The following is a 22,515-nucleotide window of genomic DNA, read 5'->3' as shown; positions in this document are numbered from 1 at the left end:
CCCGCCCGGGCGGCCGGGCTCCTCCGGGCCCGCGTCGCCGCCCTGCGCCCCGCCACCGCCCTGCGCCCCGCCACCGTCCCCGGGCGCCTGCTCGCGCGGGGCCCCACCAGCCGGACCGGGCTCGCCGCCCTCGGCCAGCGTGCCGTCGAGCAGGGCGGCCAGGGCCGCGTCGACGTCCTGCTCCGCGGCGCGGGCGGCCTGGCGGCCGGCGACGAAGCCCTCGGGGTTGTCCAGCTCCTCCGGCGTGGGCATGAGGTCCGGGTGGGACCACAGCCGGTCCCGGTCGGCGATGCCGCGGGCCGCGCCGAGCCGTGCCCACAGCGTGGCCGCCTCGCGCAGCCGCCGCGGCCGCAGCTCCAGGCCGACGAGCGCGGCGAAGGTCTGCTCGGCCGGCCCGCCGGTCGCCCGACGCCGGCGCAGCATCTCGCGCAGCGGCACCGCGTGGGGCAGGTGCGGGGCGACCGCCTGGGCGGTGACCTCCTCCACCCAGCCCTCCACCAGCGCCAGCGCGGTCTCCAGGCGCACCAGGGCGCTCTTCTGGGCGGGGGACTGCTCCAGGGCGAACACGCCGCCGGAGAAGGCCTCGCGCAGCTGCTCGGGGTCGGTGGGGTCGATGCTGCGGACCGCCTCCTCCATCGCCTCGGTGTCGATGGTGATCTCGCGGGCGTAGGACTCGACGATCCCGAGCAGGTGCGCCCGCAGCCACGGCACGTGGGCGAACAGCCGGGCGTGGGCGACCTCGCGCACGGCGAGGAACAGCCGCACCTCCTCGGCCGGGGCGTCGAGGCCCTCGCCGAACTCCGCGACGTTCGCCGGGACCAGCGCGGAGGTCGGCGTCTCGACCAGGGGCAGCCCGGTGTCGGCGGGGCCGAAGGCCTCCCGCGCGAGCGTGCCGACCGCCTGGCCCACCTGCATGCCGAAGACGGCGCCGCCCAGCTGGCGGAGCATGCCCTGCGCGGCACCCATCTGCTGGGCCATCGCCTGGATCTCCGGCGGCATGTTCTCGCTCTGGGCGGAGATGGTGTCCACGAGCGCCTGCGCCACGGACGCGGCCACCGGCTCGGACAGCCGCTTCCACGTGGGCAGGGTCCGCTCCACCCAGTCGGCGCGGCTCCACGCCTCCTGCCGGCCCCCGGCCGGGGCCAGCTCGGTGGCCGTGTCGAGCCACAGGTCCGCCACGCTCAGCGCCGAGCGGACCTGCTCGGCCTGGGCCGCGGTCACCGCGGGGTCGCCGCCGGCGTGCGCGGTCTGCCGCGCGAGGTTCTGGGCGAGGTTCCAGTTGACCGGTCCGCCGCCGCCGGAGGCGAGCAGCTGCTGCATCTGGGTGAGCATCATCATCAGCTGGTTGCGGTCGGTGGGCAGCCCCGCGGCGCGGGACATCGCCTCGGGGTCGAGGCCGCTCGCGCGCATCGCCCGCATGGCCTCCTCGGCCGCCTCGGGTCCCATCATCGAGCGCAGCAGCTCCTCCCAGCTGTCGGGCTCGCCGCCGCTCGGGCGGGTGGGGTCCTGGCTCATGACAGTGCTCCTCGGGTCGTGGACCACCACGGTAACCGGCGGCGGTGACGCCGGGCAGGGGCCGGGGCCTCGTGGCGGCGCCGGTTCGCTCACGGCGCACGACGGGCGGCGGGACGGCCGCGACGGGGCGCCCACGGCAGGGCCTCCGGCGCGGACGGTGACCGTCTCCGCCCAGGAGACGTCCAGGCGCGTGCGGCATGATGACCCGGTGATGCTTCCCGGCCGCCGCACCGCCGACCGGCGCGGGCCCGTTCCCCTCGCCGCGGGCGGCGCCACCCGGCACGGGGCCGAGCCGGCCCCCGAGCACGCGGCGGACGAGGCGTTCGTCTCCCGCCGGTCGGTCACCCTGGTCGCGTCCGGGGCCCTGCTCGCCGTGCTGATCCTCATCGCCGTCGTCGTGCCGCTGCCGTACGCGATCGAGCGGCCCGGTCCCACCGTCAACACCCTCTCCGAGGTCGACGGCAAGCCGCTGATCACCGTCGACGGCGCGCCCACCTACCCGACCAGCGGCGAGCTGCGGCTGACCACGGTGTCGGTCTCGGGCGGCCCGGGCTACCCGGTGACCGCGGCCGACGTCGTGGCCGGCTGGCTCTCGGGCAGCGAGGTCGTCCTGCCGCGCGAGGCGATCTTCCCCGAGGGCAGCACCCGCCAGTCCGTCGACGAGCAGGCCGGCGCCCAGATGACGTCCTCCCAGACCAACGCCACGGTCGCGGCGCTCGAGGAGCTCGGCCACAAGGTGCCGATGGTGCTCACGGTCCAGGAGGCGGCCAAGGGCTCCGCCGCGCAGGGCGTCCTCCTCGCCGGGGACGTCATCACCTCCGTCCAGCCCGCCGGGGGGCCGCGCACGGAGGTGGAGAGCTTCTCCGACCTCGCCCACGTGCTCGCCGCCACCGCCCCCGGCACCACCGTCGCCGTCGGGATCGAGCGCGACGGGCAGGCCCGCACGGTCGACGTCGCGACGATGGCGCCGCCGGCGGACCGGTCCGCCGGCGACGACGCGGCGACGCCCGGGGGCAGCCTCCTCGGCGTGGTCCTCAAGCCCGACGTCCAGATGCCGGTCGACGTCCACTTCGACATCGACAAGATCGGCGGGCCCAGCGCCGGCACGATGTTCGCCCTGGGGATCATCGACGTGCTCACGCCGGGGGAGATGACCGGCGGCAAGGACATCGCCGGCACCGGCACCATGAACCTGGCCGGCGAGGTGGGCCCCATCGGCGGCATCCAGCAGAAGCTCCTCGGAGCCCGCCGCGACGGCGCGGAGTGGTTCCTCGCCCCCCGCGCGAACTGCAACGAGGTCCGCGGCCACGTGCCGGACGGCCTCCACGTCGTCTCGGTGACCACCCTCGCCGAGGCCCACCACGCCGTCGAGACGATCGGGGCCGGCGACGGCGCGAGCCTGCCGACCTGCGCGGCGTGACGGCGCTCAGGCGAACGGCGAGACCGCCGCCGCTCAGGCGAACGTCGCCCGCAGGGCCTCCACCAGCCCGGGCACGGCGTCGGGCGAGCCCGCGACGGCGTCGTCGGAGTCGTGGCTACGGGCCCGCAGGACGCACCAGGACTCGCCGGTGCGCAGCACCCCCGCCGCCATGCGCACGTCCTCGCGGTCCGGGTGGTTCATGAGGTAGTCGACCGCGGCCTGCGGGTCCGCCGGCATCCCCGACTCGGCCTCCGGCGGCACGACCATGCGCTCCACCACGACGGCCGCGCCGTCCACGGCGTCGGGCCAGGCCAGGTGCCCGAGCAGCTCCTCGAGCGTGTCGGCGTCGGGCAGGCCCTCCTGCTGGACGCTGGTGAGGTGCTCGGGGTCCTCCGCCGCCAGGCGCACGGAGTCCTCGGGCAGCTCCGCCGCCAGCCCGGGCGCCGCGGCGAGGGCGTCGGCGGTGCGCACCAGCGCGAAGACGAACACCGGCCCGTCCCAGCCCAGCGAGGCGACGTGGCGCTCGACGTCGAGCACCGCCGACCGCAGGGCGTGGACGCGGGGGCTGGGGGACGTCGTGGGCTGTTCGCTCATGCCCTCATGATGGCGCACCGGCGCCCGCCGGCCCGCGGCAGGTCCGCGCCCGCCCACCCTGCCGGGGCGGGCGTGGCGTGTGGGAACCTTGTCCCGGGACCGGACGTTGCACGAAGAGGGCGTGTTCGCCCGCCCGGGGCCTGCTCGTCAGCGTCTCGTCCCGACATCGTTGTTCCCGCTCGACCGACCTGAGGTGCTGCTCCGTGACGACCGCATCCGTCCCCCGTCCGCCCGGCCCGAGGAGGGAGCACCGCCGCGGGGCGTTGGTCCCCACCATCGTGGTCCTCGCCGTCCTGGCCGCCGTCATCATGGCGCTGGCCCAGGTGTGGACGGAGGTGCAGTGGTTCCAGCACCTCGGCTTCACCAACGTCCTCGTCACCGAGTGGGTCACCCGCCTGGTCCTGTTCGTCCTGGGCTTCGTCGTCATGGGCGGCGCGGTGCTGCTCAACCTGCACCTGGCCTACTCGCGGCGGGAGATCTACCCGCCCACCACGCCCGAGGAGCGCAACCTCGACCGCTACCGCGAGAGCGTCGAGCCGCTGCGCAAGCTGGTGATGATCGGGGCCCCGATCGTGCTGGGCCTCTTCGCCGGCGCGAGCCTGGGCAGCCAGTGGCGTCCGGTCCTCACCTGGATCAACCACGTGCCGTTCGGCACCAAGGACCCGCAGTTCGGGCTGGACGTCTCCTTCTTCGTCTTCACCCTGCCCGTGGTGCGCTCGCTCGTCTCCTTCCTCATGACGGTGGTGTTCATCTCCGCCGCGGCTGCGGTGATCACCCACTACCTCTACGGTGGCATCTCGCTGGCGCCACGCCAGCAGAAGATCACCCCGGCGGCCCGCGTGCACCTGGCGGTGCTCGCCGCGATCTTCTCCCTGCTCATCGCCGCGAGCTACTGGCTGGACCGATACTCCCTGCTCGTCGGAAACGGCGGCCGGTTCGCGGGCGCGTCGTACGCCGACGTCCATGCCACGCTGCCCGCCAAGGCGATCCTCGCCGGCATCGCGCTGATCGTGGCGATCCTCTTCGTCGTCACCGCCTTCCGCGGCAGCTGGCGGCTGCCGGTGGCCGGCATCGGCCTGATGATCCTGTCGGCGATCGTCGTCGGCTCCGCCTACCCGGCGATCGTCCAGCGCTTCCAGGTCGACCCCAACGCGCAGGAGGTCGAGAAGCCCTACATCCAGCGCAACATCGACGCCACGCTGTCGGCCTACGGCCTGGACAACGTGGACGTGCAGACCTACTCGGCCACCACCCAGGCCGAGGCGGGGCAGCTGCGCCACGACAGCCAGTCCACCGCCTCGATCCGCCTGCTCGACCCGAACATCGTCTCGCCGACGTTCAACCAGCTCCAGCAGAACCGCCAGTACTACGGCTTCAACGAGACCCTCGCCGTCGACCGGTACCAGATCAACGGCCAGAGCCAGGACACCGTGATCGCGGTGCGCGAGCTCAACCAGGACGGCCTGGGCCAGAACCAGCGCACCTGGGTCAACGACCACACGGTCTACACCCACGGCTACGGCGTCGTCGCGGCCTTCGGCAACAAGGTCTCCACCGACGGGCGCCCGGCCTTCTACGAGCAGGGCATCCCGAGCAAGGGCGAGCTGGGCAACTACGAGCCCCGGGTCTACTTCGGCGAGAACAGCCCCGAGTACTCCATCGTCGGTGCGCCGGAGGGCACCAAGCCCTGGGAGCTCGACTACCCGGACGACTCCGCCCCCAACGGGCAGGTCAACAACACCTACACCGGCGACGGCGGCCCCTCCGTGGGCAACTTCTTCAACAAGCTGCTCTACGCGCTGAAGTTCGGCGACATGCAGATCCTCTTCTCCGACCGCGTGACGAGCCAGTCGCAGATCCTCTTCGACCGCGAGCCGCTCGACCGGGTCGCCAAGGTGGCGCCGTTCCTCACGCTGGACCAGCGCGCCTACCCGGCCGTGGTCGACACGGACGGAAACCCCGACACCCCCAAGCAGCTCGTCTGGATCGTCGACGGGTACACCACCACCAACGACTACCCGTACTCGGCCCGCGAGTCCCTCCAGGAGGCGACCACCGACTCGCTGACCACCGCGACCGGCGCGCCCACGCCGGCCGGCGTGGCCCCCGAGCAGGTCAACTACATCCGCAACTCGGTCAAGGCCGTCGTCAACGCCTTCGACGGCAAGGTCACCCTCTACCAGTGGGACGCCAACGACCCAGTCCTCAACACGTGGAAGCACGTCTTCCCCAACGAGATCAAGCCGATGAGCGACATCAGCGGCGACCTCATGGCGCACCTGCGCTACCCCGAGGACCTGTTCAAGGTCCAGCGCCAGCTGCTCGCCTCGTACCACGTGACGGATGCGGCCTCGTTCTACTCGGGCTCCAACTTCTGGAACATCCCGAAGGACCCGAACGCCAACAACGTCCCGCAGCCGCCGTTCTACCTGACGATGCAGATGCCCGGGCAGGACTCGGCACAGTTCTCGCTGACGTCGAGCTACATCCCGGGTGGTCAGACGGAGCGCAACATCCTCACCGGGTTCCTCGCGGTGGACTCCGAGACGGGCAACGAACCGGGCAAGGTGCGTGAGGGCTACGGCAAGCTGCGCCTGCTCGAGCTGCCCAGCACCGTGACCGTGCCCGGCCCGGGCCAGGTGCAGAACAACTTCAACTCCAACCCGACGGTCTCCACCGAGCTGAACCTGCTGCGCCAGGGAGGGTCGGACGTCAGATTCGGCAACCTGCTGACGTTGCCCGTCGGCGGTGGGCTGCTCTACGTCCAGCCCGTCTACGTCCAGTCCGCGGCGGGCACGTCCTATCCGCTGCTGCAGCGGGTGCTCGTGGCCTTCGGCGACGAGATCGGTTTCGCCTCCACCCTGGACGAGGCCCTCAACCAGGTCTTCGGCGGCAACTCCGGCGCCGCGGCAGGCGACGCCGGCCAGCAGCCGCAGCCCCCGCAGGAACAGGGGCAGGGACAGGGGCAGCAGCCGGGCACCAACGTGCCGGCGGACGCGCAGGCGAGACTCAACCAGGCCCTCTCCGACGCCCAGAAGGCGCTGGCGGACAGCAACACCGCGATGTCCCAGGGCAACTGGGGCGCCTACGGTGAGGCGCAGAGCCGGCTGAGCAAGGCCGTCTCCGACGCGCTGGCCGCGGAGCAGGAGATCGCCGCGGCCACGGGCGGCAAGGCGCCCGAGCCGGCCCCCGCGCCGTCGGCGACGCCGACGCCGGCCGTCACAAGGTCCGAGCAGGAGTCCGGCGGCGGCTCCGCCTGAGACGGCTCCGTCCGCTCGTGACCGCCGAGGGGTCGCCCGATCCGGGCGGCCCCTCGGCCCGTCAGCCGGGCGCGGGGCTGTGAGGGACGGCACGTCACGCGATTTGCCCCAGGTCGTCACCGGGACGTAACCTGGTCAGGCCGACGCGGGGTGGAGCAGTTCGGTAGCTCGCCGGGCTCATAACCCGGAGGTCGCAGGTTCAAATCCTGCCCCCGCTACCAGTGGTAGCTGACCAGAAGGCCCGCTCATCATCCGATGGGCGGGCCTTCTGCTGTTCCCGGGGAGCCTGTGACGGCGTCTGTCCCCGGTGAGTGTGCGACGACGTCGTCGCCCGCCGCGGTGACCGCCGCGCTCCGGCACCTGCGCTCCGGCACCTGCGCTCCGGCACCTCGGACGGCGCTCCAGCACCTCCGCACGCGCCGGGGGAGACGGTGCAGGAGACGCGGCTCACCCCCCGCCCCGTGGACCCCCGGGGCCTGTGCGGAATACTCTGACGGCGGAGCCAGTTGAAGCGTCAAGTAAGTAGTCGTCACGAGGAGCAGCCATGACCCAGATCCCCGACCTCCAGCCCGCCGCCGCGGCCACCCGGCCGACCGACGACCTGCTGCCCGCCGACACCGCGATGGGCCCGGTCACGCTCCTGGTCGGCGACCTCGACCTCATGACCCGCTACTACCGCGACGCCGTCATGCTCACCGTGCTGGCCGCGGAGGGCAACGAGGTCACCCTGGGCCGGCACGGCGTGCCGCTGCTCGTGCTGCGCCACGACCCCTCGCTGCCGGCCGGCTCGCCGCGCAGCGCGGGCCTGTTCCACACCGCGATCCTGTTCGAGGACCAGGCTGCCCTGGCCGCCGCGCTCGCCTCCGTCGCGGTGCGCGCCCCGGGCACCTTCGCCGGCGCCGGTGACCACGACGTCTCCGAGGCCTTCTACTTCACCGACCCGGAGGGCAACGGGCTCGAGCTCTACGCCGACCGGCCCCGCGAGACGTGGGAGTGGACCAACGGGCGCGTGAAGATGGGGACGAGCTGGCTCGACCCCAACCGGTTCCTCGCCGAGCACCTCACCGACGCCGCCCGCGAGATCATCGCGACGGCCGAGCCCACCGTCCCGACCACCCCCGCCGCCGGCCTGGCCGGCGCCGTCGTCGGGCACGTGCACCTGCAGGTCGGCGACGTGCCGACGGCCCGCGACTTCTACGTGCGCAAGCTAGGCTTCGAGGAGACCACGAGCCTGGGCAACCAGGCGCTGTTCGTCTCGGCCGGCGGCTACCACCACCACATGGCCATGAACACCTGGAACAGCGCCGGCGCCGGCCCGCGCGTGCCGGCGCTCGGGCTCGGCACGGTCGACATCGTCCTGCCCACCACCGAGCAGGTGAACGCCCTGGCCGCCCGGATGAGCGAGCAGGGCGTGGCCGCCCGCCACGACGGTGCCGTGGTCCGTGTCAACGACCCGTGGAACAACCTCATCGAGGTGCGCGCCGCGGCCTGAGCCTGAACGGGCCCGGCGGCCGTCGGTCCCGCCCGGGGCCGGCGGCGCGGGGCTAGCCTGGCGGCGATGGGGGTGCCCATGGTCGCCAGGTCCGTCACCGCCCCCGCCGAGCCGCCGGGGCTCGCCGTCGGGTCCGCCGCCGCACGGGCGGCCGAGGAGGTCCTGCACGACCTGGGGAGCTCCCGCACCGGCCTGTCGGGGGCCGAGGTCGCCCGCCGCCGCCTGCAGGTCGGGCCCAACGCCGTCCGCTCGGACCGCGCCCGCCTCGCGCCCCTGGTGGTGCGCCAGCTGCGCTCGCCGCTCCTGCTGCTCCTCGCCGTCGCCGCCGCGCTGTCCTTCTTTGTCGGCGAGCGCACCAGCGCCGTCATCATCGGCGTGATCCTCGTCTTCTCGGTCGGCCTGGGCGTGGGCAACGAGTTCCGGGCGGCGCGGGCGGCCGAGGCGCTGCACGCGCAGATCCGCCACCGGTGCGTGGTCCGGCGCGACGGTCGGCCGGTGGCCGTCGACGTCACCGAGCTCGTCCCCGGCGACGTCGTCGAGCTCCGGCTGGGCGAGGTGGTCCCGGCCGACCTGCGCCTGCTCGAGGCCACCGGCCTGGAGTGCGACGAGGGGGTGCTCACCGGCGAGTCGGTGCCGGTGGCGAAGTCCGCCGCGCCGGTCCCGGCCGGCGCCGCCCTCGCGGACCTCGCCAGCGCGGCGCTCATGGGCACCGTCGTCCACGGCGGCTCCGGGCTGGGGGTGGTCGTGGCCACGGGCCCCCGGGCGGAGTTCGGCCGCATCGCTGCCGGCCTGACCGAGGGGGAGCCGGAGACCGAGTTCCAGGTGGGCCTGCGCCGGTTCTCCCTCCTGCTGGTCCAGGTCGGCGTGGCCCTGACCGTGGCGATCTTCGTGACCAACGTGCTGCTGCAGCGGCCGGTCCTCGATGCGCTGCTGTTCGCCCTGGCCATCGCCGTCGGGATCTCACCCCAGCTGCTGCCCGCGGTCGTCTCCACCTCCCTGGCCGCCGGCTCCCGGCAGCTGGCCCGCAGCAAGGTGCTCGTCAAGCGCCTGGTGTGCATCGAGGACCTGGGGGACATCGAGGTCCTCCTCACCGACAAGACCGGCACGCTCACCGAGGGCCGCATCGGGTTCCTGCGCGCCGTCGGCCCCGACGGCGCCCCCAGCACCGACGCGCTGCGCCTCGGCCTGCTGTGCAGCGACCCGGACGTGGCCGGCGCCGACCGCGGCGGGGGCAGCGCCCTCGACGCGGCGCTGTGGGCGGGCGGCGCCGACCGGGTGGACGGGCTGGCCCGCTACCGCCGGCTCGCCGCCGTGCCCTTCGACCACGACCGGCGCCTGGCGTCCGTGCTCGTGGCCGACGGCGACGGCGTGCCCACGCTGGTCACCAAGGGCGCCCCGGAGGGCGTGCTCGAGCGCTGCGCCGCGGTGCCCGCCACCGCCCGCGGCGTCCTCGACGCCGAGTTCGCGGCGGGCGGGCGTGTCGTCGCCGTCGCCACCCGGGCGCTGCCCGGGCGCGCGGCGATCGGGCCGGAGGACGAGCGGGAGCTGACGCTGCGCGGCTTCCTCGTCTTCCTCGACGCGCCCAAGGCGAGCGCCCGCGAGGCCCTGGAGCGCCTGGAACGCCTGGGGGTGACGGTCAAGGTGGTCACCGGCGACAACGCCCAGGTCGCGGTCCGGGTCTGCGGGGAGCTCGGCCTGCCCGTGGCCGCCGTCGTCACCGGGCACGAGCTCGACGCCACCGACGACGCCCACCTGCCCGCCCTCGTGGCCCGCGCGACCGTGTTCGCGCGGGTCAGCCCCGCCCAGAAGGCCCGCATCGTCCGCGCCCAGCGCACCGGCGGCCTCGACGTCGCCTTCCTCGGCGACGGCGTCAACGACGCCCTGGCGCTGCACGCGGCGGACGTGGGAATCTCCGTCGACTCCGCCGCCGACGTCGCGAAGGACGCGGCCGACATCATCCTGCTCGAGAAGGACCTCGACGTCCTCGCCGACGGCGTCGTGGACGGCCGGCGCATCTTCGCCAACACCGTCAAGTATGTGCTGATGGGGACCTCGAGCAACTTCGGGAACATGTTCAGCGCGGCGGGCGCGTCGGCGCTGCTGACCTTCCTGCCGATGCTGCCGCCCCAGATCCTGCTCAACAACCTGCTCTACGACGCCAGCCAGCTCGCCATCCCCACCGACCGCGTGGACGCCGAGCAGCTGGCCCGGCCGGCCCGGTGGGACGTCGGCTTCATCCGCCGCTTCATGCTGTTCTTCGGGCCGATCAGCTCGGTGTTCGACTTCCTGACGTTCGGCGTGATGCTCTGGGTCTTCCACGCCGGCCCCCCGCTGTTCCGCACGGGCTGGTTCGTCGAGTCCCTGGCCACCCAGTGCCTCGTCATCTTCGTCATCCGCACCCGCCGGGTGCCCTTCCTGCGCAGCCGCCCCAGCCTGACCCTGACCGTGGCCATGTTCACCGTCGTCGCGGTGGGGGCCGTCCTGCCGTTCCTGCCCGTGGCGCCCGCCCTCGGCTTCCGGCCCCTGCCGGTCGGCTTCTTCGCCGTGCTCGTCCTGCTCGTTGTGTGCTACCTGGGCCTCATCGAGCTGGGCAAGCTGTGGTTCTACCGGGCGCAGCCCGGCCCCCCGGCCGCCAGGCCGCGGCGGCAGGGCTACCGGGTGCTGCGCCGCTCGCGGCGCTTCTCCTCCCGGCGCGTGGCCCCCGGGCGGGCCGCCGGACGGCGCCGCCGACGTCGTCCGGGCGGCGCCGCAGCCGGCGCCGCCCGGGACGGCGACTCTCAGCCGGCGTAGACGATCTCCACGCGGCGGTTCGCCGCGCGGGTGGCGGGGTCGTCGGCGCGCTCGGTCACCGCCGGGCGCGTGGCGGCGAAGCCGGCGACCTCGAGCTGGAGGTCGGGCCGGCCCGCCCGCAGCACGTCGGCCACCGCCTCCGCGCGGGCCGTGGAGAGCTCCTGGTTGTCCACGGCGCCCTGGACGGAGTCGGTGTGCCCGTGCACCTGCACCGCCGCGCCCTGGGGCACCTGGGCGACGAGCTCGCCGACGCGCGCCGCCGCCGTCTGCGGCAGCTCCGCGCTGTCCGGGGTGAAGAGGATGTCCGTGGCGAGGGTGATGGTCGTCCTGCCCGCCGCGGTCTCGACCTGCTCGACCGAGCGCACCGTGCCGGCCGGGTCCCACTGGATGACCGTGCCGGCCGGGTCCCACTGGATGACCGAGGCGGCCAGCAGCTCGGGGGTGGGCTTCGGCAGCTCGTCCGGCCCGGCGAAGCCGGCGGCCGGCGGGGCGAGCGTCGCGGCGAGGGCGACGGCGAGGGCCGCCGCGGCGCCGCCGCGGACGCCGAGACGAGTGCGCGGGTCGCGGCGCCGCTCCTCGGACGCGGGCCGCCGCGGCGACGGCGCGCTCATCGGGTGATCGGGACGTCGGTGAACTCGGGCAGCTCGTCGAGCACCCGGACGTCCACGGTGTCGATGTCGTCCTGCGGGGCGGCGTACCCGCCCCACCACAGCACCGGCTGGCCGTTGGTGGCCTCGGTGTGGACCTGGTCGGCGGCCCAGTCCGTGGTGACGTTCTCGCTGAGGATCGTGTACTCCTTGAGGTTCTCCCGGTCCACCAGGCTCGGGTCCCACGCCGAGCCGACCATGTCGAAGACGGAGATCGGCTCGTCCTTGGGGTGGTCGGCGAACTCCGGCGTGAAGAACAGGTTGAGGACCATCACGTCGCCCTTCACCACGAGGGAGTGGACCCCGACGGTGACCTTGTCCTCGCTGCCGGGCACGGTGTACGTCTGCTCGGCGATGACGTCGGCCGGGTCGAGGTCGTCGACCCCGGCGCCGGACGCCGGGGCGGCCTTCGCCCCGTTCCCGGACGTGGCCGTCGCGGTGGCGGCGGGCGCCTCGTCCGCGGGGGCGTCCGACGAGGACGAGCAGGCGGCCAGCAGGGCCATGGTGAGGGCGGTGGCGCCGAGCAGGGCGGCACGACGGGCGGGTCTCATCGACTCTCCAGTTTTGGGACGGCATCTACCAAAACCGGAGCATATCCGGCGGCGTGGCGGAGCCGGTCGCCCGTCGGCCGTGCCGCGCGACTGCGCCGCGCCGCGGGGCCCGGCCGCGACGCGGGGCTCAGCCGCGACGCGGGGCTCAGCCCCGCTGGGGTGCTCAGCCCGCCGGGGTGCTCAGCCGCGCCGGCGGTACGCGGTGATGCGGTAGCGCAGCCCGGTGCGCGAGGTGTGCCAGCCACGGTCGGGATCGGCGGACTCGATCTCCCACACGGTGTCGTCGATCGCCGGGGCCCGGGCGTCGCCGTCGACGGCGAGGTCGATGTCGGTGACGACGAGCCGGTCGGCCCGGGGGAGCGCCTCGACGAGGATCTGCCCGCCGCCGATGACCCAGCCGTCGTCGCCGGCGAGGCGGAGGGCCTCCTCGAGGGAGCCGACGACGTCGGCGCCCTCGGCGGCGAACCGCTCCTGACGGGTGAGGACGACGTTGCGCCGGCCCGGCAGCGGCCGGAACCGCGGGTCCAGGGCGTCCCAGGTGGCCCGGCCCATGACGACGGCGGAGCCGGAGGTGGTGCGCTTGAAGTGGGCGAGGTCCTCGGGCAGGTGCCACGGCATGCCGCCGTCGGCGCCGATGACGCGGTCGTGGGCCTGGGCCCAGATCATCCCGAGCATCACACCGCCACCGGCGCCTTGATGGCCGGGTGGTGGCGGTAGCCGACCACCTCGACGTCGTCGAAGGTGTAGTCGAACAGCGACGGCGCCCGGCGCAGCTCGAGGGTGGGGAAGGGGTAGGGCTCGCGGGCGAGCTGCTCGGTCACCTGCTCGACGTGGTTGTCGTAGATGTGGCAGTCCCCGCCGGTCCAGACGAAGTCGCCCACGTCGAGGCCCACCTGCTGGGCGATCATGTGCGTGAGCAGCGCGTAGGAGGCGATGTTGAACGGCACGCCGAGGAAGAGGTCGGCGCTGCGCTGGTAGAGCTGGCAGGAGAGCCGTCCCTCGGCCACGTAGAACTGGAACAGCGCGTGGCAGGGCATGAGCGCCATCTGGTCCAGGTCGGCCACGTTCCAGGCCGAGACGATCATGCGGCGGGAGTCGGGGTTGGACCGCAGGGTGTCGAGCACCTGCTGGACCTGGTCGATGTGGCGTCCGTCCGGCGTCGGCCACGTGCGCCACTGCACCCCGTAGACCGGCCCGAGCTCGCCGTCGGGCCCGGCCCACTCGTCCCAGATGTGCACGCCCTTGTCCTGCAGCGGGCGGGCGTTGTGCTCCCCGCGCAGGAACCAGAACAGCTCCTCGGCCACCCCGCGCAGGAACACGCGCTTGGTGGTGACGAGCGGGAACCCCTCGCTCAGCGGGAAGCGCATCTGGTGGCCGAAGACGCTGCGGGTCCCGGTGCCGGTGCGGTCGCTCTTGGGGGTGCCGTTCTCCAGGACGTGGCGGAGCAGGTCCTCGTAGGCGGTGTTGACGCGGGGCTCGAGGGTCACGGGTGCATCGTAGGCGGAGCGGCGAGCTGCTCGCGGACAGCGCGACGGCCGGGCGGGACGGGACCCGCCCGGCCGCTCGCGTGCCGTCAGCCGGCGGCGCCGCTCGCCGTGCCCTCGATCGTGCGCGCGGAGCCCTGCTCCAGGCTCGTCTCGCCGCCGCTGTGGGCGACCTGGATCTTGCGCGGCTTGGCCTCCGCGGCGACGGGCAGCGTGAGCGTCAGCACGCCGTCGGCGTAGGTGGCGTCGATGTGGTCGGCGTCCACCCGCGGGCCGAGGGTGAGCTGGCGGGCGAAGGTACCCGTGGGGCGCTCGCGGGAGAGCCACTGCACGTCCTCGGCGACGTCGTCCGCGCGCTCGGCGCGCACCGTCAGGGTGCGCTCCTCGGCGTCGAGGTCGAGGCTCTCCGGGCGCACGCCCGGCAGGTCGATCTTCGCGACGAACGCGTCGCCGTGGCGGTAGAGGTCCATCGGCATCGGGTGCGTCGTCGGAGCCTGGCGCAGCACGGTGTCCAGCAGGCGGTCCATCTCGCGGAACGGGTCGGTACGCATCTGTCTCACCTCCAGATCGACGGCCCGGGGGTACCGGGCCGGTCCCGGGCGGGCCGGGACGAGTCCTGTCCTGTCACTGCTCCTGCGGGTCAGACCGACGCGGTCTCCTCGCCGGACCCGGTCTCGACGCCGGCGGGCCGGCCGGTGTGGGAGACCTGGATCTTGCGGGGCTTGGCCTCCTCGGCGACCGGGATGGTCAGCGTGAGCACGCCGTCGGCGTAGCCGGCCTCGATCCGGTCCAGCGCCAGCCCCTGGCCCAGCGAGAGCTGCCGGGCGAAGGTGCCGGCGGGGCGCTCGTGGGTCAGCCACTGGAGGTCCTCCGCCTCCTCGCGGCGGCGCTCGGCGCGGATGGTCAGGGTGCGGTCCTCCACGTCGATGTCGATCGTCGCGGGGTCGACGCCGGGCAGGTCCACCTTGGCGACGAAGGCCTCACCCTGGCGGTAGAGGTCCAGGGGCATGCCGGGGGTCGCGGGGACCTGGCGCGCGTTCGACAGCCAGCGGTCCATCTCCCGGAAGGGGTCGTAACGGGTAGCCATCAGTACCACCTCACTCCTTGCGGCCCGGACCTTCCGGGCCGCCTCCGTCGGCCGGCATCCCGCCGGGGCCGACGGCCTCGTTGGCATCCGTTTTAGCACTCACACCCCGAGAGTGCTAGCGGTAGATCGCTCTCGGCGTAAAAGTTGAGCCTTTCGGGCTCAACCACGGGGTTTTCGTTGCGGTCGTGCGGTTTGCGGGTGCCTCCGCCGGGCATTCTTGGCCCGCGGCGGGCGGCTCCGGCAGGATCGCCCCCCATGACCGGAACCCCCTTCTCCGCCAAGCCGACACTGACCGGCACACGCGTGACCCTGCGGCCCTTCCGCGACGACGACGTCGCGGCGATGGCCGCTGCGATCGCCGACCCCGAGGTGCGCATCCTCACCGGCAGCGCGTCCAGCACCGCCGAGGCGGAGGCGGACGACGGGCGGTTCGGCGACCTCGCCGCCTGGTACTCCACCCGTGGCGCGCAGGAGGACCGGCTCGACCTGGCCGTCGAGGACCGGACGAGCGGGCGGTGCGTCGGCGAGGTGGTGCTCAACGAGTGGGAGCCCGCCAACGCCGCCTGCAACTTCCGGATCCTTCTCGGCCCCGACGGCCGCGGGCGCGGGCTGGGCACCGAGGCGACGACCCTCCTGCTCCGCTACGCCTTCGAGGATGTGGGGCTGCACCGGGTCTCGCTGGGGGTCTACGCCTTCAACCCCCGGGCCCGGCACGTGTACGAGAAGGCCGGCTTCGTCGTCGAAGGGGTGGACCGCGAGGCGCTGCTCTTCGACGGCCGGCGCGTCGACATGATCCGCATGGCGGTGCTCGCGCCCGAGTGGCGCGCCGGCCGGCGCGGTTGACCGCGCCCGGCCGGCCCTCAGGTCGCCGCGCCCAGCCGCATCCCGGTGGCGGGGGCGCTGCGCACCCGTCCCGCCACGAGCATCGTGAGGCCCTCGACGAGGATCTGGATGCCGATGAGCACACCGAGCAGCGCGAGCGAGGCGGTGCCGAGGTTGAACAGGACGTAGAGCCCGAGCAGCACCGAGATGATCCCGCTGACGAGCAGGAGCCAGCGCGCCTCGGCCATCTGGAAGGCGAAGACGATCCGCACGAGCCCACCGGCGAGGAACAGCGAGCCGGCCAGCAGCGTGAGGGTCGCCGCGCCGATCGCGGGGTTGCGGAGCGTGAAGACGCCCAGCACCACGAGGAGGGCCCCGCCGAGCGCCGCCGACCAGAACCGGCCCGAACCGATCCAGAAGAAGGCGCCGAGGAAGAGCGCGAGCCCGGCGCACACGGCGATCCAGCCGAGCAGCAGGATGGACGCCTTCGTCGCCAGCACGGCGTTGCCAAGCACGAAGAGACCGGCGAGGAGCAGCAAGATGCCGAGAACGACGTCCCCGGCGGTGCGGCGTCGCTCTGAGGTGGTCGCCATGATCTTCCCCCAATTCCCTCGAGTCGGCCGGCGACCGGTCGGCCGCCGGCACGTCGCGGAGACGGCGCGGGGCGTCCTGGAGCCAGTCCACCACGCCCCGGGCGTCGTGCGCGAGTACCTGGGACGGGCGCGACCTTCGGCCCTTGCCGTGGGGCCTCACGCGGGCGCACGGTAGACGGGCCGGGTCACCTCGGCCCGGCTTGACCGGTCAAGGAGGATCGCGATGAGCACGGAGTCCGCACAGCCTCCGGGCGCCCCGCAGCCCCCGCTCGGCGGTGGCGAGGGCGAGGGCGGCCAGCAGCCCACGGCCGCCCAGCAGGGCCAGGAGGAGACGAGCCGGGAGCAGGAGACGGGCCAGCAGATGGCCCCCGCGCGCTGGTCGCCCCGGGAGCTCGCCGAGCACCTGTGGGGGGCCTGGCCGCCCCGGTGGGACTGGCCCTTCGGCGAGATGGGCTGGCCGTTCCGCGAGGCCGGCCGCCCTGCCGGCGTCCCGATCCGCGTCGAGGAGGTCCGAGAGGGCGACCAGCTGGTCGTGCGCGCCGAGCTGCCCGGCGTCGACCCGGAGAAGGACATCGACGTCACGGTCGACGAGGGCGTCCTGACCATCCGGGCCCAGCGCCAGGAGCGCACCGAGGACAAGCAGGCCGACAGCTACCGCAGCGAGTTCCGCTACGGCCAGTTCGAGCGGCAGATCCGCCTGCCCAAGGGCACGAGCCCGGACGTCGTCTCCGCCAGCTACCGCGACGGGCTGCTCGAGGTGCGCCTGCCGATACCGGCGGAGGAGCCGTCGGCGCGGCGCATCGACGTCCAGCGCGGCTGACGACGGCGCGGCGCATCGACGTCCAGCGCGACTGACGACGGCGCGGCGCATCGACGTCCAGCGCGGCTGACGACGGCGGGGCGGCCCCGCCGGGAAGCGCCGGCGGGGCGGCTCCGCCGGGAGGCGGGCGGAAGGACGGGCGATGCTGGTCACCGACCTATACGAGCTGACCATGGCGGCGGTCTACCGCCGCCGCGGGATGGCGGCGGCGGCGACCTTCGGCCTGTTCGCCCGCAAGCTGCCGGCCGGCCGCGGCTTCCTCGTGGCGGCCGGGCTGGACGAGGCGGTGGACCGGCTGCTCGCCTGGCAGGTCACCGACGCCGACACCCGCTGGCTCGGGGAGCAGCTGGGCACCGGCGAGGCCACCTTCGCCCCGCTCGCCGGCCTGCGCTTCACCGGGGACGCCTGGGCCGTGCCCGAGGGCGCCGTGGTCCTCGCGGACGAGCCGCTCCTCGAGGTCACGGCGCCGCTGCCCGAGGCGCAGGTGCCCGAGTCCATGCTGCTCAACGCCGTCACGTACCAGACGGCGCTGGCGAGCAAGGCGGTGCGGTGCGTCCTGGCGGCCCGGGGCCGGCCGGTGGTCGACTTCTCCCTGCGCCGCGACCACGGCATCGAGGCGGCCGCCGCCGCGGCCCGCGCCGGCGCCCTCGCCGGGTTCGCCGCCACGAGCAACGTCGCGGCCGCCCACGAGCTCGGCGTGCCGGCCACCGGCACGATGGCGCACTCCTACGTCCAGGCCGTCGGCGACGAGCGCGCCGCGTTCGCGGCCTTCGCCGCGGCGTTCCCGGCGAGCCCGACGTTCCTCGTCGACACCTTCGACACCGCGGGCGGGGTCCGGGCGGCGGCCGCGGTCATCCGGGAGCGGGGGCTGGGCGACCGGGCCGCCGTCCGGCTCGACAGCGGCGACCTGGCCGCCGAGGCCCGGCTCGCCCGGCGCCTGCTCGACGACGCCGGGCTGCCCGCGGTGCGCATCGTCGTCAGCGGCGGCCTGGACGAGCTCGCGGTGGACGATCTGGCCGCCGCCGGCGCCCCGGTGGACGTCTTCGCCGTCGGCACCCGCGTGGGCACCTCGGCGGACGCGCCGTCGCTGGACTCGGCCTACAAGCTCGTGGAGTACGACGCGCGCCCCATCACGAAGCTCTCCGCCGGCAAGGGGTACCCGCCGGGACCCAAGCAGGTCTGGCGCCGCCCGGGCGCGGCGGACCTGGTGACCACCCGCGACGACGAGGGCCCGCCGGGCGCGCGGGCGCTGCTCGAGCCCGTCGTGCGGGACGGCCGGCGCCTGCGCCCCGCCGCGACGCTCGCCCAGGCCCGGGCCCGGCTGGAGCAGGACCTGGCGTGGCTGCCGGACGACGCGAAGCGGGTGCGCGACCCGGCCCCGGCCGCGTGCGTCACCAGCGACCGGCTGCGGCGGCTGCACGAGGAGGTGCGGGCGGGCCTCCGGGCCGCCTCGGCACCGCCGTCGGGGTAGCGGCCGCGCCCGCCGGTCGACGGCCTGGGGTGGTCGTCCCCGCGCCGGCCTGGGCAGCGGTCACTCCCGGCCGCGCCCGCCGGCGGGCACCCCGGGGCGGTCCCCGCCGCCGGGCCCGGCGGCGGGCACCCGGAGCGGGGCGGGGGTGAGGGGAAGGACCTCCGCGGCGCGCTCCTCCTTGCCCGGACGGGAGGCCAGCAGCGCCCAGAGGATGCACGCCAGGTCGACCGCCTCCTGCAGCCACGCCCCGACGATGGCCGGCAGCAGCCCGAAGGCGGCCACCACCATGAGCGCCACCGACAGCCCCACGCCCAGCCCGATGGCCTGCCAGGCCACCCGCAGGGTGCGCCGGCCGATCCGGACCGCCCGGACGGTGCGCGCGAGGTCGTCGAGCATGACCACCACGTCCGCCGACTCGCTGGCCGCCGTCGACCCCTTCGCGCCCATCGCCACCCCGATGTCGGCGACGGCGAGCACCGGGGCGTCGTTGACGCCGTCGCCGACCATCATCACCGGGCGCTCCGTCACCGCCCTGACGGCGTCGACCTTGTCCTGGGGGAGCAGCCCGGCCCGGACGTCGTCGATGCCGATCTGGGCGGCGATGTGCCGGGCGGTGGGCTCGGCGTCGCCGGTGAGCATGAGGGTCGAGCGGACGCCGCTGCGGTGCAGGGCGGCGAGGGTGGCGGGGGTCTCGGCCCGCACCTCGTCGGCCAGGGCCACGGCGCCGGCGTAGGCGCCGTCCACGCCCACGTACACCCCGGTCTGGCCGGGGGCGAGCGGGGCGGGCGCGACGCCGGGGGCCGCGGACCGGACGAAGCCCTCCTTGCCCACGACGACGGCGCGCCCGTCCACCGTGGCGCGCACGCCGTGGGCGGTGTGCTCCTCGGGGTCGCGCGCCGCCGGGACCGGCAGCGCGCGCTCGCGGGCGGCGGCGACGATCGCCGCGGCGAGGGGGTGCGCGGAGTACTGCTCCACGGCCGCGGCCAGGGCCAGCACCTCCTCGGCGCCCCACGACGGGGCCGGATGGACCGCCGCGACCACCGGCGCGCCGTGCGTGAGCGTGCCGGTCTTGTCGAAGGCGACGGTGCGCACCCGGGAGAGCTGCTCCAGCGTGCCCCCGGACTTGACGATGATCCCGGTCTTGGCGGCCCGCGACATGCCGGCCATGAACGCCACCGGCGTGGCGATGATCAGCGGGCACGGCGTGGCGACGACGAGCACCTCGGCGAAGCGGGTCGCCTCGCCGCTGACCGCCCACGCCACGGCCGCGATCCCCAGGGCGACCAGGGTGAAGGGCACGGCCACCCGGTCCGCGAGCCGGACGAACGGCGCCTTGGAGGCCTGCGCCTCCTTCACCAGCTCGACGATCGCCTGGTACTGCGACTGGGCGGCGGTGGCGGTGGCCCGGACACGGATGGCCTCGCCGCCGTTGACCGAGCCCGACATCAGGGCGTCGCCGCGGCGGTGCTCCACCGGCAGGGACTCCCCGGTCAGCGAGGACTCGTCGAACGCGGCGTCGACGGTGAGCAGCTCGCCGTCGACCGGGACGAGCTCGCCGGGCCGGACCCACAGCTCGTCGCCGGGGACGACCTCGTCGATCGGCACGTCCAGGGAGCCGCCGTCGGGCTGGACGCGGTGCGCCACCCGCGGCACGCGCGCCAGCAGGTCGGAGAGCTCGCGCCGGGCGCGGCCGGCGGCGTAGTCCTCCAGCGCCTCGCCGCCGGAGAGCATGAGGCAGACCACCAGGGCCGCCCAGTACTCCCCGACGAGGACGGTGGAGACGACGGCGAGGATGGCCAGGAGGTCGACGCCGTAGGTGCCCGCCCGCAGGTCGGCCACCATGCCGCGGGACTGGCGCAGCGCGATGGCGAGGGCGAACACCGAGAGCACCACCCGGGCCGCCGTGGCGGCGCCGGCCAGCTCGAGGACGCCGCCGACGGCGCCGACGGCGAGGGTCGCCGCCACCACCGGGTAGCTGCGCGTCGCCCGGACCAGGGGAGAGAGGGGACCGGCCATGCTGCCAGGATGACCCGCCCCCAGGAGGAGGGGAAGGGCCTTCCGGCCCGGGTCGCCGGGGCCCGAAGACCCTTCCCGCCGTCGGCCGGTGGGGGGACCATGAGGACGACGGCCGGCACAGGCGCCGGCCCCGGCGGAGGTGACCGATGGACGTCGCTGTCGTGTACGAGACGCACTACGGGCAGACCCGCGCGGTCGCCGAGGCGATCGCCGAGGGCGCCCGCGAGGCCGGCGCCGAGGCCACGGTGATGGAGGTGGGCGAGGCGACGCCGGACGTCGTCCGCTCGGCGGACCTCATCGTGGTCGGCGCGCCCACCCACGTGCTGAGCATGAGCCGGCACTGGACCCGCGGGCGGGCGCACCCGGCCGAGGTCGGCACCCAGGGCGACATCCCCGACGGGGTGCGCGAGTGGCTGGCCACCCTGCCCGCGGTGGAGGGGGAGTGGCACGCGGCCGCCTTCGACACCCACCTGCCCTCCCCGCTCTCCGGCGGCGCCACCCACGGCATCGCCCGGGGGCTGCGCCGCCACGGCTTCACCCTGGTGGGGGAGCCGGAGCGGTTCACCGTCGAGGAGGTCGAGGGCCCGCTGCGCACCGGCGAGCGGGAGCGCGCCCGGGCCTGGGGCGAGGACCTCGCCCGCCGCGCCGCCCAGCCGCAGCTGTGAGGCGACGGGTGCGGTGCCGGGGGCGACGGCGATGACGGCGGCCGGGGCGTGCCCGGGGCGACGGCGATGACGGCGGCGGCGCCGGGGGACCGGATCGTCGTCCAGGCGGTGCACGTGGGCGGGCCCGAGCGCGACGGCGAGGTGCTGGAGGCCCGGGGCCCGGGCGGCACGGCCCCGTACCTGGTCCGCTGGTCGGACACCGGGCACGTCTCGCTCGTCTACCCCGGGCCCGACGCCGTCATCCACACCGCCGCCGGCCTCGAGCACCAGCGGGGGGACTGAGTGCGCGGCTGGGTGGTCGCCCGCCCCGGGCCGGTCGCCACGGGGCCGCTGGAGTGGACCGCGCTGCCCGACCCCGAGCCCGGGCCCGGGCAGGTGCGCCTCGCCGTCGAGGCGTGCGGGGTGTGCCGCACCGACCTGCACCTGGCCGAGGGCGACCTCGCCCCGCGCCGGCCCCGTACCGTTCCCGGCCACGAGGTGGTGGGCCGGGTGGACGCTCTCGGCCCCGGCGCCGCCCGGTTCGCGGTGGGCGACCGCGTGGGGGTGGCGTGGCTGCGCGAGACCTGCGGCCGGTGCCGCTGGTGCCGCTCCGGGCGCGAGAACCTGTGCCCGTCGGCCCGCTTCACCGGGTGGGACGCCGACGGCGGGTTCGCGGAGCGGGCGGTGGTGGACGAGCGCTACGCCTACCGCGTCCCCGACGGCGTCCCTCCCGCCGCCGCGGCGCCGCTGCTGTGCTCGGGCATCGTCGGCTACCGGGCCCTCAAGCGCGCGAGCCTGCCGCCCGGCGGGCGGCTGGGGCTGTCCGGCTTCGGCGCGTCGGCGCACCTGGTGGCCCAGGTCGCGATCCGGCAGGGCGCCGTCGTCCACGTCATGACCCGCTCCGCGGCGGCCCGGCGCCTGGCGCTCGACCTGGGCGCGGCCTCGGCCGTGGGCGCCGACGCCGCGCCGCCCGAGCCGCTGGACGCCGTCATCCTCTTCGCGCCGGTGGGCACCCTCGTCCCGCCCGCGCTGCGGGCCCTGGACCGCGGCGGCATCTGCGTCATCGCCGGCATCCACCTCACCGACATCCCGCCCCTGAGCTACGAGCGCGAGGTGTTCTACGAGAAGGAGATCCGCAGCGTCACCGCCAACACCCGCGTCGACGGCGAGGAGCTGCTGCGCCTGGCGGTCACGCTGGACCTGCGACCGACCACGACGGTCCGGCCGCTGTCCGCGGCCGCGGACACCCTGGCCGACCTCGCCGCCGACGCGTACGAGGGCGCGGCGGTGCTGGTGCCCTGATCGGCGG

20 protein-coding genes and 1 tRNA gene are annotated in these 22,515 nt (G+C 75.0%); 11 read left to right on the top strand and 10 right to left on the bottom strand.

What is annotated here, in order from left to right; translation table 11 throughout:
* Positions 1-1,515: zinc-dependent metalloprotease (locus tag GD970_RS17920; RefSeq protein ID WP_152204267.1), on the bottom strand; the 1,515-nt coding region annotated here is incomplete at its 3' end.
* A 211-nt stretch (positions 1,516-1,726) separates the two neighbouring features.
* Here GD970_RS17920 and GD970_RS17915 point away from each other — a divergent pair.
* Complete coding sequence (locus tag GD970_RS17915) at positions 1,727-2,935, top strand: YlbL family protein (protein WP_152204272.1); 1,209 nt, start codon at positions 1,727-1,729, stop codon at positions 2,933-2,935.
* 33 nt (positions 2,936-2,968) lie between these two features.
* Here the strand turns inward: GD970_RS17915 and GD970_RS17910 are convergent, their stop codons facing one another.
* Positions 2,969-3,529, bottom strand: coding sequence for a PPA1309 family protein (locus tag GD970_RS17910; RefSeq protein ID WP_152204266.1), 561 nt, complete (start codon positions 3,527-3,529; stop codon positions 2,969-2,971).
* A gap of 203 nt (positions 3,530-3,732) precedes the next feature.
* Here GD970_RS17910 and GD970_RS17905 point away from each other — a divergent pair, with 203 nt between their 5' ends.
* The 4 genes from GD970_RS17905 to mgtA all read left to right on the top strand — a co-directional run bounded on the left by GD970_RS17905 (position 3,733) and on the right by mgtA (position 11,071).
* Positions 3,733-6,789, top strand: coding sequence for a UPF0182 family membrane protein (locus GD970_RS17905; RefSeq protein WP_152204265.1), 3,057 nt, complete (start codon positions 3,733-3,735; stop codon positions 6,787-6,789).
* 144 nt (positions 6,790-6,933) lie between these two features.
* Positions 6,934-7,010: transfer RNA gene (locus tag GD970_RS17900), tRNA-Met, on the top strand.
* Positions 7,011-7,333: 323 nt separating this feature from the next.
* A complete protein-coding gene (locus tag GD970_RS17895; RefSeq protein WP_226925437.1) occupies positions 7,334-8,281 on the top strand; it encodes a VOC family protein in 948 nt (315 codons plus the stop codon).
* A gap of 66 nt (positions 8,282-8,347) precedes the next feature.
* Positions 8,348-11,071 carry a magnesium-translocating P-type ATPase gene (mgtA, locus tag GD970_RS17890; RefSeq protein ID WP_152204264.1) on the top strand — a complete coding sequence of 908 codons (2,724 nt, stop codon included), beginning with the start codon at positions 8,348-8,350 and terminating at the stop codon, positions 11,069-11,071.
* Here the strand turns inward: mgtA and GD970_RS17885 are convergent.
* The 6 genes from GD970_RS17885 to GD970_RS17860 form a co-directional block, all read right to left on the bottom strand.
* Entirely contained in the window at positions 11,059-11,682 is a 624-nt protein-coding gene (locus GD970_RS17885; protein ID WP_152204263.1) for an OmpA family protein, read from the bottom strand. The genes mgtA and GD970_RS17885 overlap by 13 nt on opposite strands.
* The gene (locus tag GD970_RS17880) at positions 11,679-12,269 is read right to left on the bottom strand and encodes a hypothetical protein (protein WP_152204262.1); all 591 of its coding nucleotides are present in this window, start codon (positions 12,267-12,269) and stop codon (positions 11,679-11,681) included. The genes GD970_RS17885 and GD970_RS17880 overlap by 4 nt, the downstream gene beginning before the upstream one ends.
* A gap of 180 nt (positions 12,270-12,449) precedes the next feature.
* Complete coding sequence (locus GD970_RS17875; RefSeq protein WP_193314982.1) at positions 12,450-12,944, bottom strand: dihydrofolate reductase; 495 nt, start codon at positions 12,942-12,944, stop codon at positions 12,450-12,452.
* Entirely contained in the window at positions 12,944-13,756 is an 813-nt protein-coding gene (locus tag GD970_RS17870) for a thymidylate synthase (RefSeq protein ID WP_152204260.1), read from the bottom strand. Before GD970_RS17870 ends, GD970_RS17875 begins: the two co-directional genes overlap by 1 nt.
* An 86-nt stretch (positions 13,757-13,842) precedes the next feature.
* A complete protein-coding gene (locus GD970_RS17865) occupies positions 13,843-14,304 on the bottom strand; it encodes an Hsp20/alpha crystallin family protein (RefSeq protein ID WP_152204259.1) in 462 nt (153 codons plus the stop codon).
* Between the two features lie 89 nt (positions 14,305-14,393).
* Positions 14,394-14,840 carry an Hsp20/alpha crystallin family protein gene (locus GD970_RS17860; RefSeq protein ID WP_152204258.1) on the bottom strand — a complete coding sequence of 149 codons (447 nt, stop codon included), beginning with the start codon at positions 14,838-14,840 and terminating at the stop codon, positions 14,394-14,396.
* 255 nt (positions 14,841-15,095) lie between these two features.
* Here GD970_RS17860 and GD970_RS17855 point away from each other — a divergent pair, with 255 nt between their 5' ends.
* Positions 15,096-15,683, top strand: a complete 588-nt coding sequence (locus GD970_RS17855; RefSeq protein ID WP_152204257.1) for a GNAT family N-acetyltransferase — start codon at positions 15,096-15,098, stop codon at positions 15,681-15,683.
* Positions 15,684-15,700: 17 nt separating this feature from the next.
* Here the strand turns inward: GD970_RS17855 and GD970_RS17850 are convergent, their stop codons facing one another.
* The gene (locus tag GD970_RS17850) at positions 15,701-16,255 is read right to left on the bottom strand and encodes an HdeD family acid-resistance protein (RefSeq protein ID WP_152204256.1); all 555 of its coding nucleotides are present in this window, start codon (positions 16,253-16,255) and stop codon (positions 15,701-15,703) included.
* Between the two features lie 223 nt (positions 16,256-16,478).
* On the opposite strand from GD970_RS17850, the gene GD970_RS22340 reads away from it, so the two are divergent.
* Both GD970_RS22340 and GD970_RS17840 read left to right on the top strand, forming a co-directional pair.
* Positions 16,479-17,075, top strand: coding sequence for an Hsp20/alpha crystallin family protein (locus tag GD970_RS22340; protein ID WP_226925436.1), 597 nt, complete (start codon positions 16,479-16,481; stop codon positions 17,073-17,075).
* A 142-nt stretch (positions 17,076-17,217) separates the two neighbouring features.
* Complete coding sequence (locus GD970_RS17840; protein WP_152204255.1) at positions 17,218-18,546, top strand: nicotinate phosphoribosyltransferase; 1,329 nt, start codon at positions 17,218-17,220, stop codon at positions 18,544-18,546.
* A gap of 60 nt (positions 18,547-18,606) precedes the next feature.
* On the opposite strand, the gene GD970_RS17835 is transcribed toward GD970_RS17840, so the two are convergent.
* Positions 18,607-20,562 (bottom strand): heavy metal translocating P-type ATPase, encoded by a 1,956-nt coding sequence (locus GD970_RS17835; protein ID WP_152204254.1) that lies wholly within the window; start codon positions 20,560-20,562, stop codon positions 18,607-18,609.
* A gap of 146 nt (positions 20,563-20,708) precedes the next feature.
* On the opposite strand from GD970_RS17835, the gene GD970_RS17830 reads away from it, so the two are divergent.
* From GD970_RS17830 to GD970_RS17820, 3 genes are read left to right on the top strand one after another with little or no spacing between them, the layout of a single operon-like run.
* Entirely contained in the window at positions 20,709-21,227 is a 519-nt protein-coding gene (locus GD970_RS17830; RefSeq protein ID WP_152204253.1) for a flavodoxin family protein, read from the top strand.
* 48 nt (positions 21,228-21,275) lie between these two features.
* A complete protein-coding gene (locus GD970_RS17825) occupies positions 21,276-21,509 on the top strand; it encodes a DUF1918 domain-containing protein (protein ID WP_226925435.1) in 234 nt (77 codons plus the stop codon).
* Complete coding sequence (locus GD970_RS17820; RefSeq protein ID WP_152204252.1) at positions 21,510-22,508, top strand: zinc-dependent alcohol dehydrogenase family protein; 999 nt, start codon at positions 21,510-21,512, stop codon at positions 22,506-22,508.
* The last annotated feature ends 7 nt before the right edge of the window (positions 22,509-22,515 follow it).

Source organism: Georgenia thermotolerans, from assembly GCF_009193185.1.
Classification (GTDB): domain Bacteria; phylum Actinomycetota; class Actinomycetes; order Actinomycetales; family Actinomycetaceae; genus Georgenia; species Georgenia thermotolerans.
Note: the sequence above shows the minus strand (reverse complement) of the source record. Positions and strands in the feature narration are given on the sequence as shown.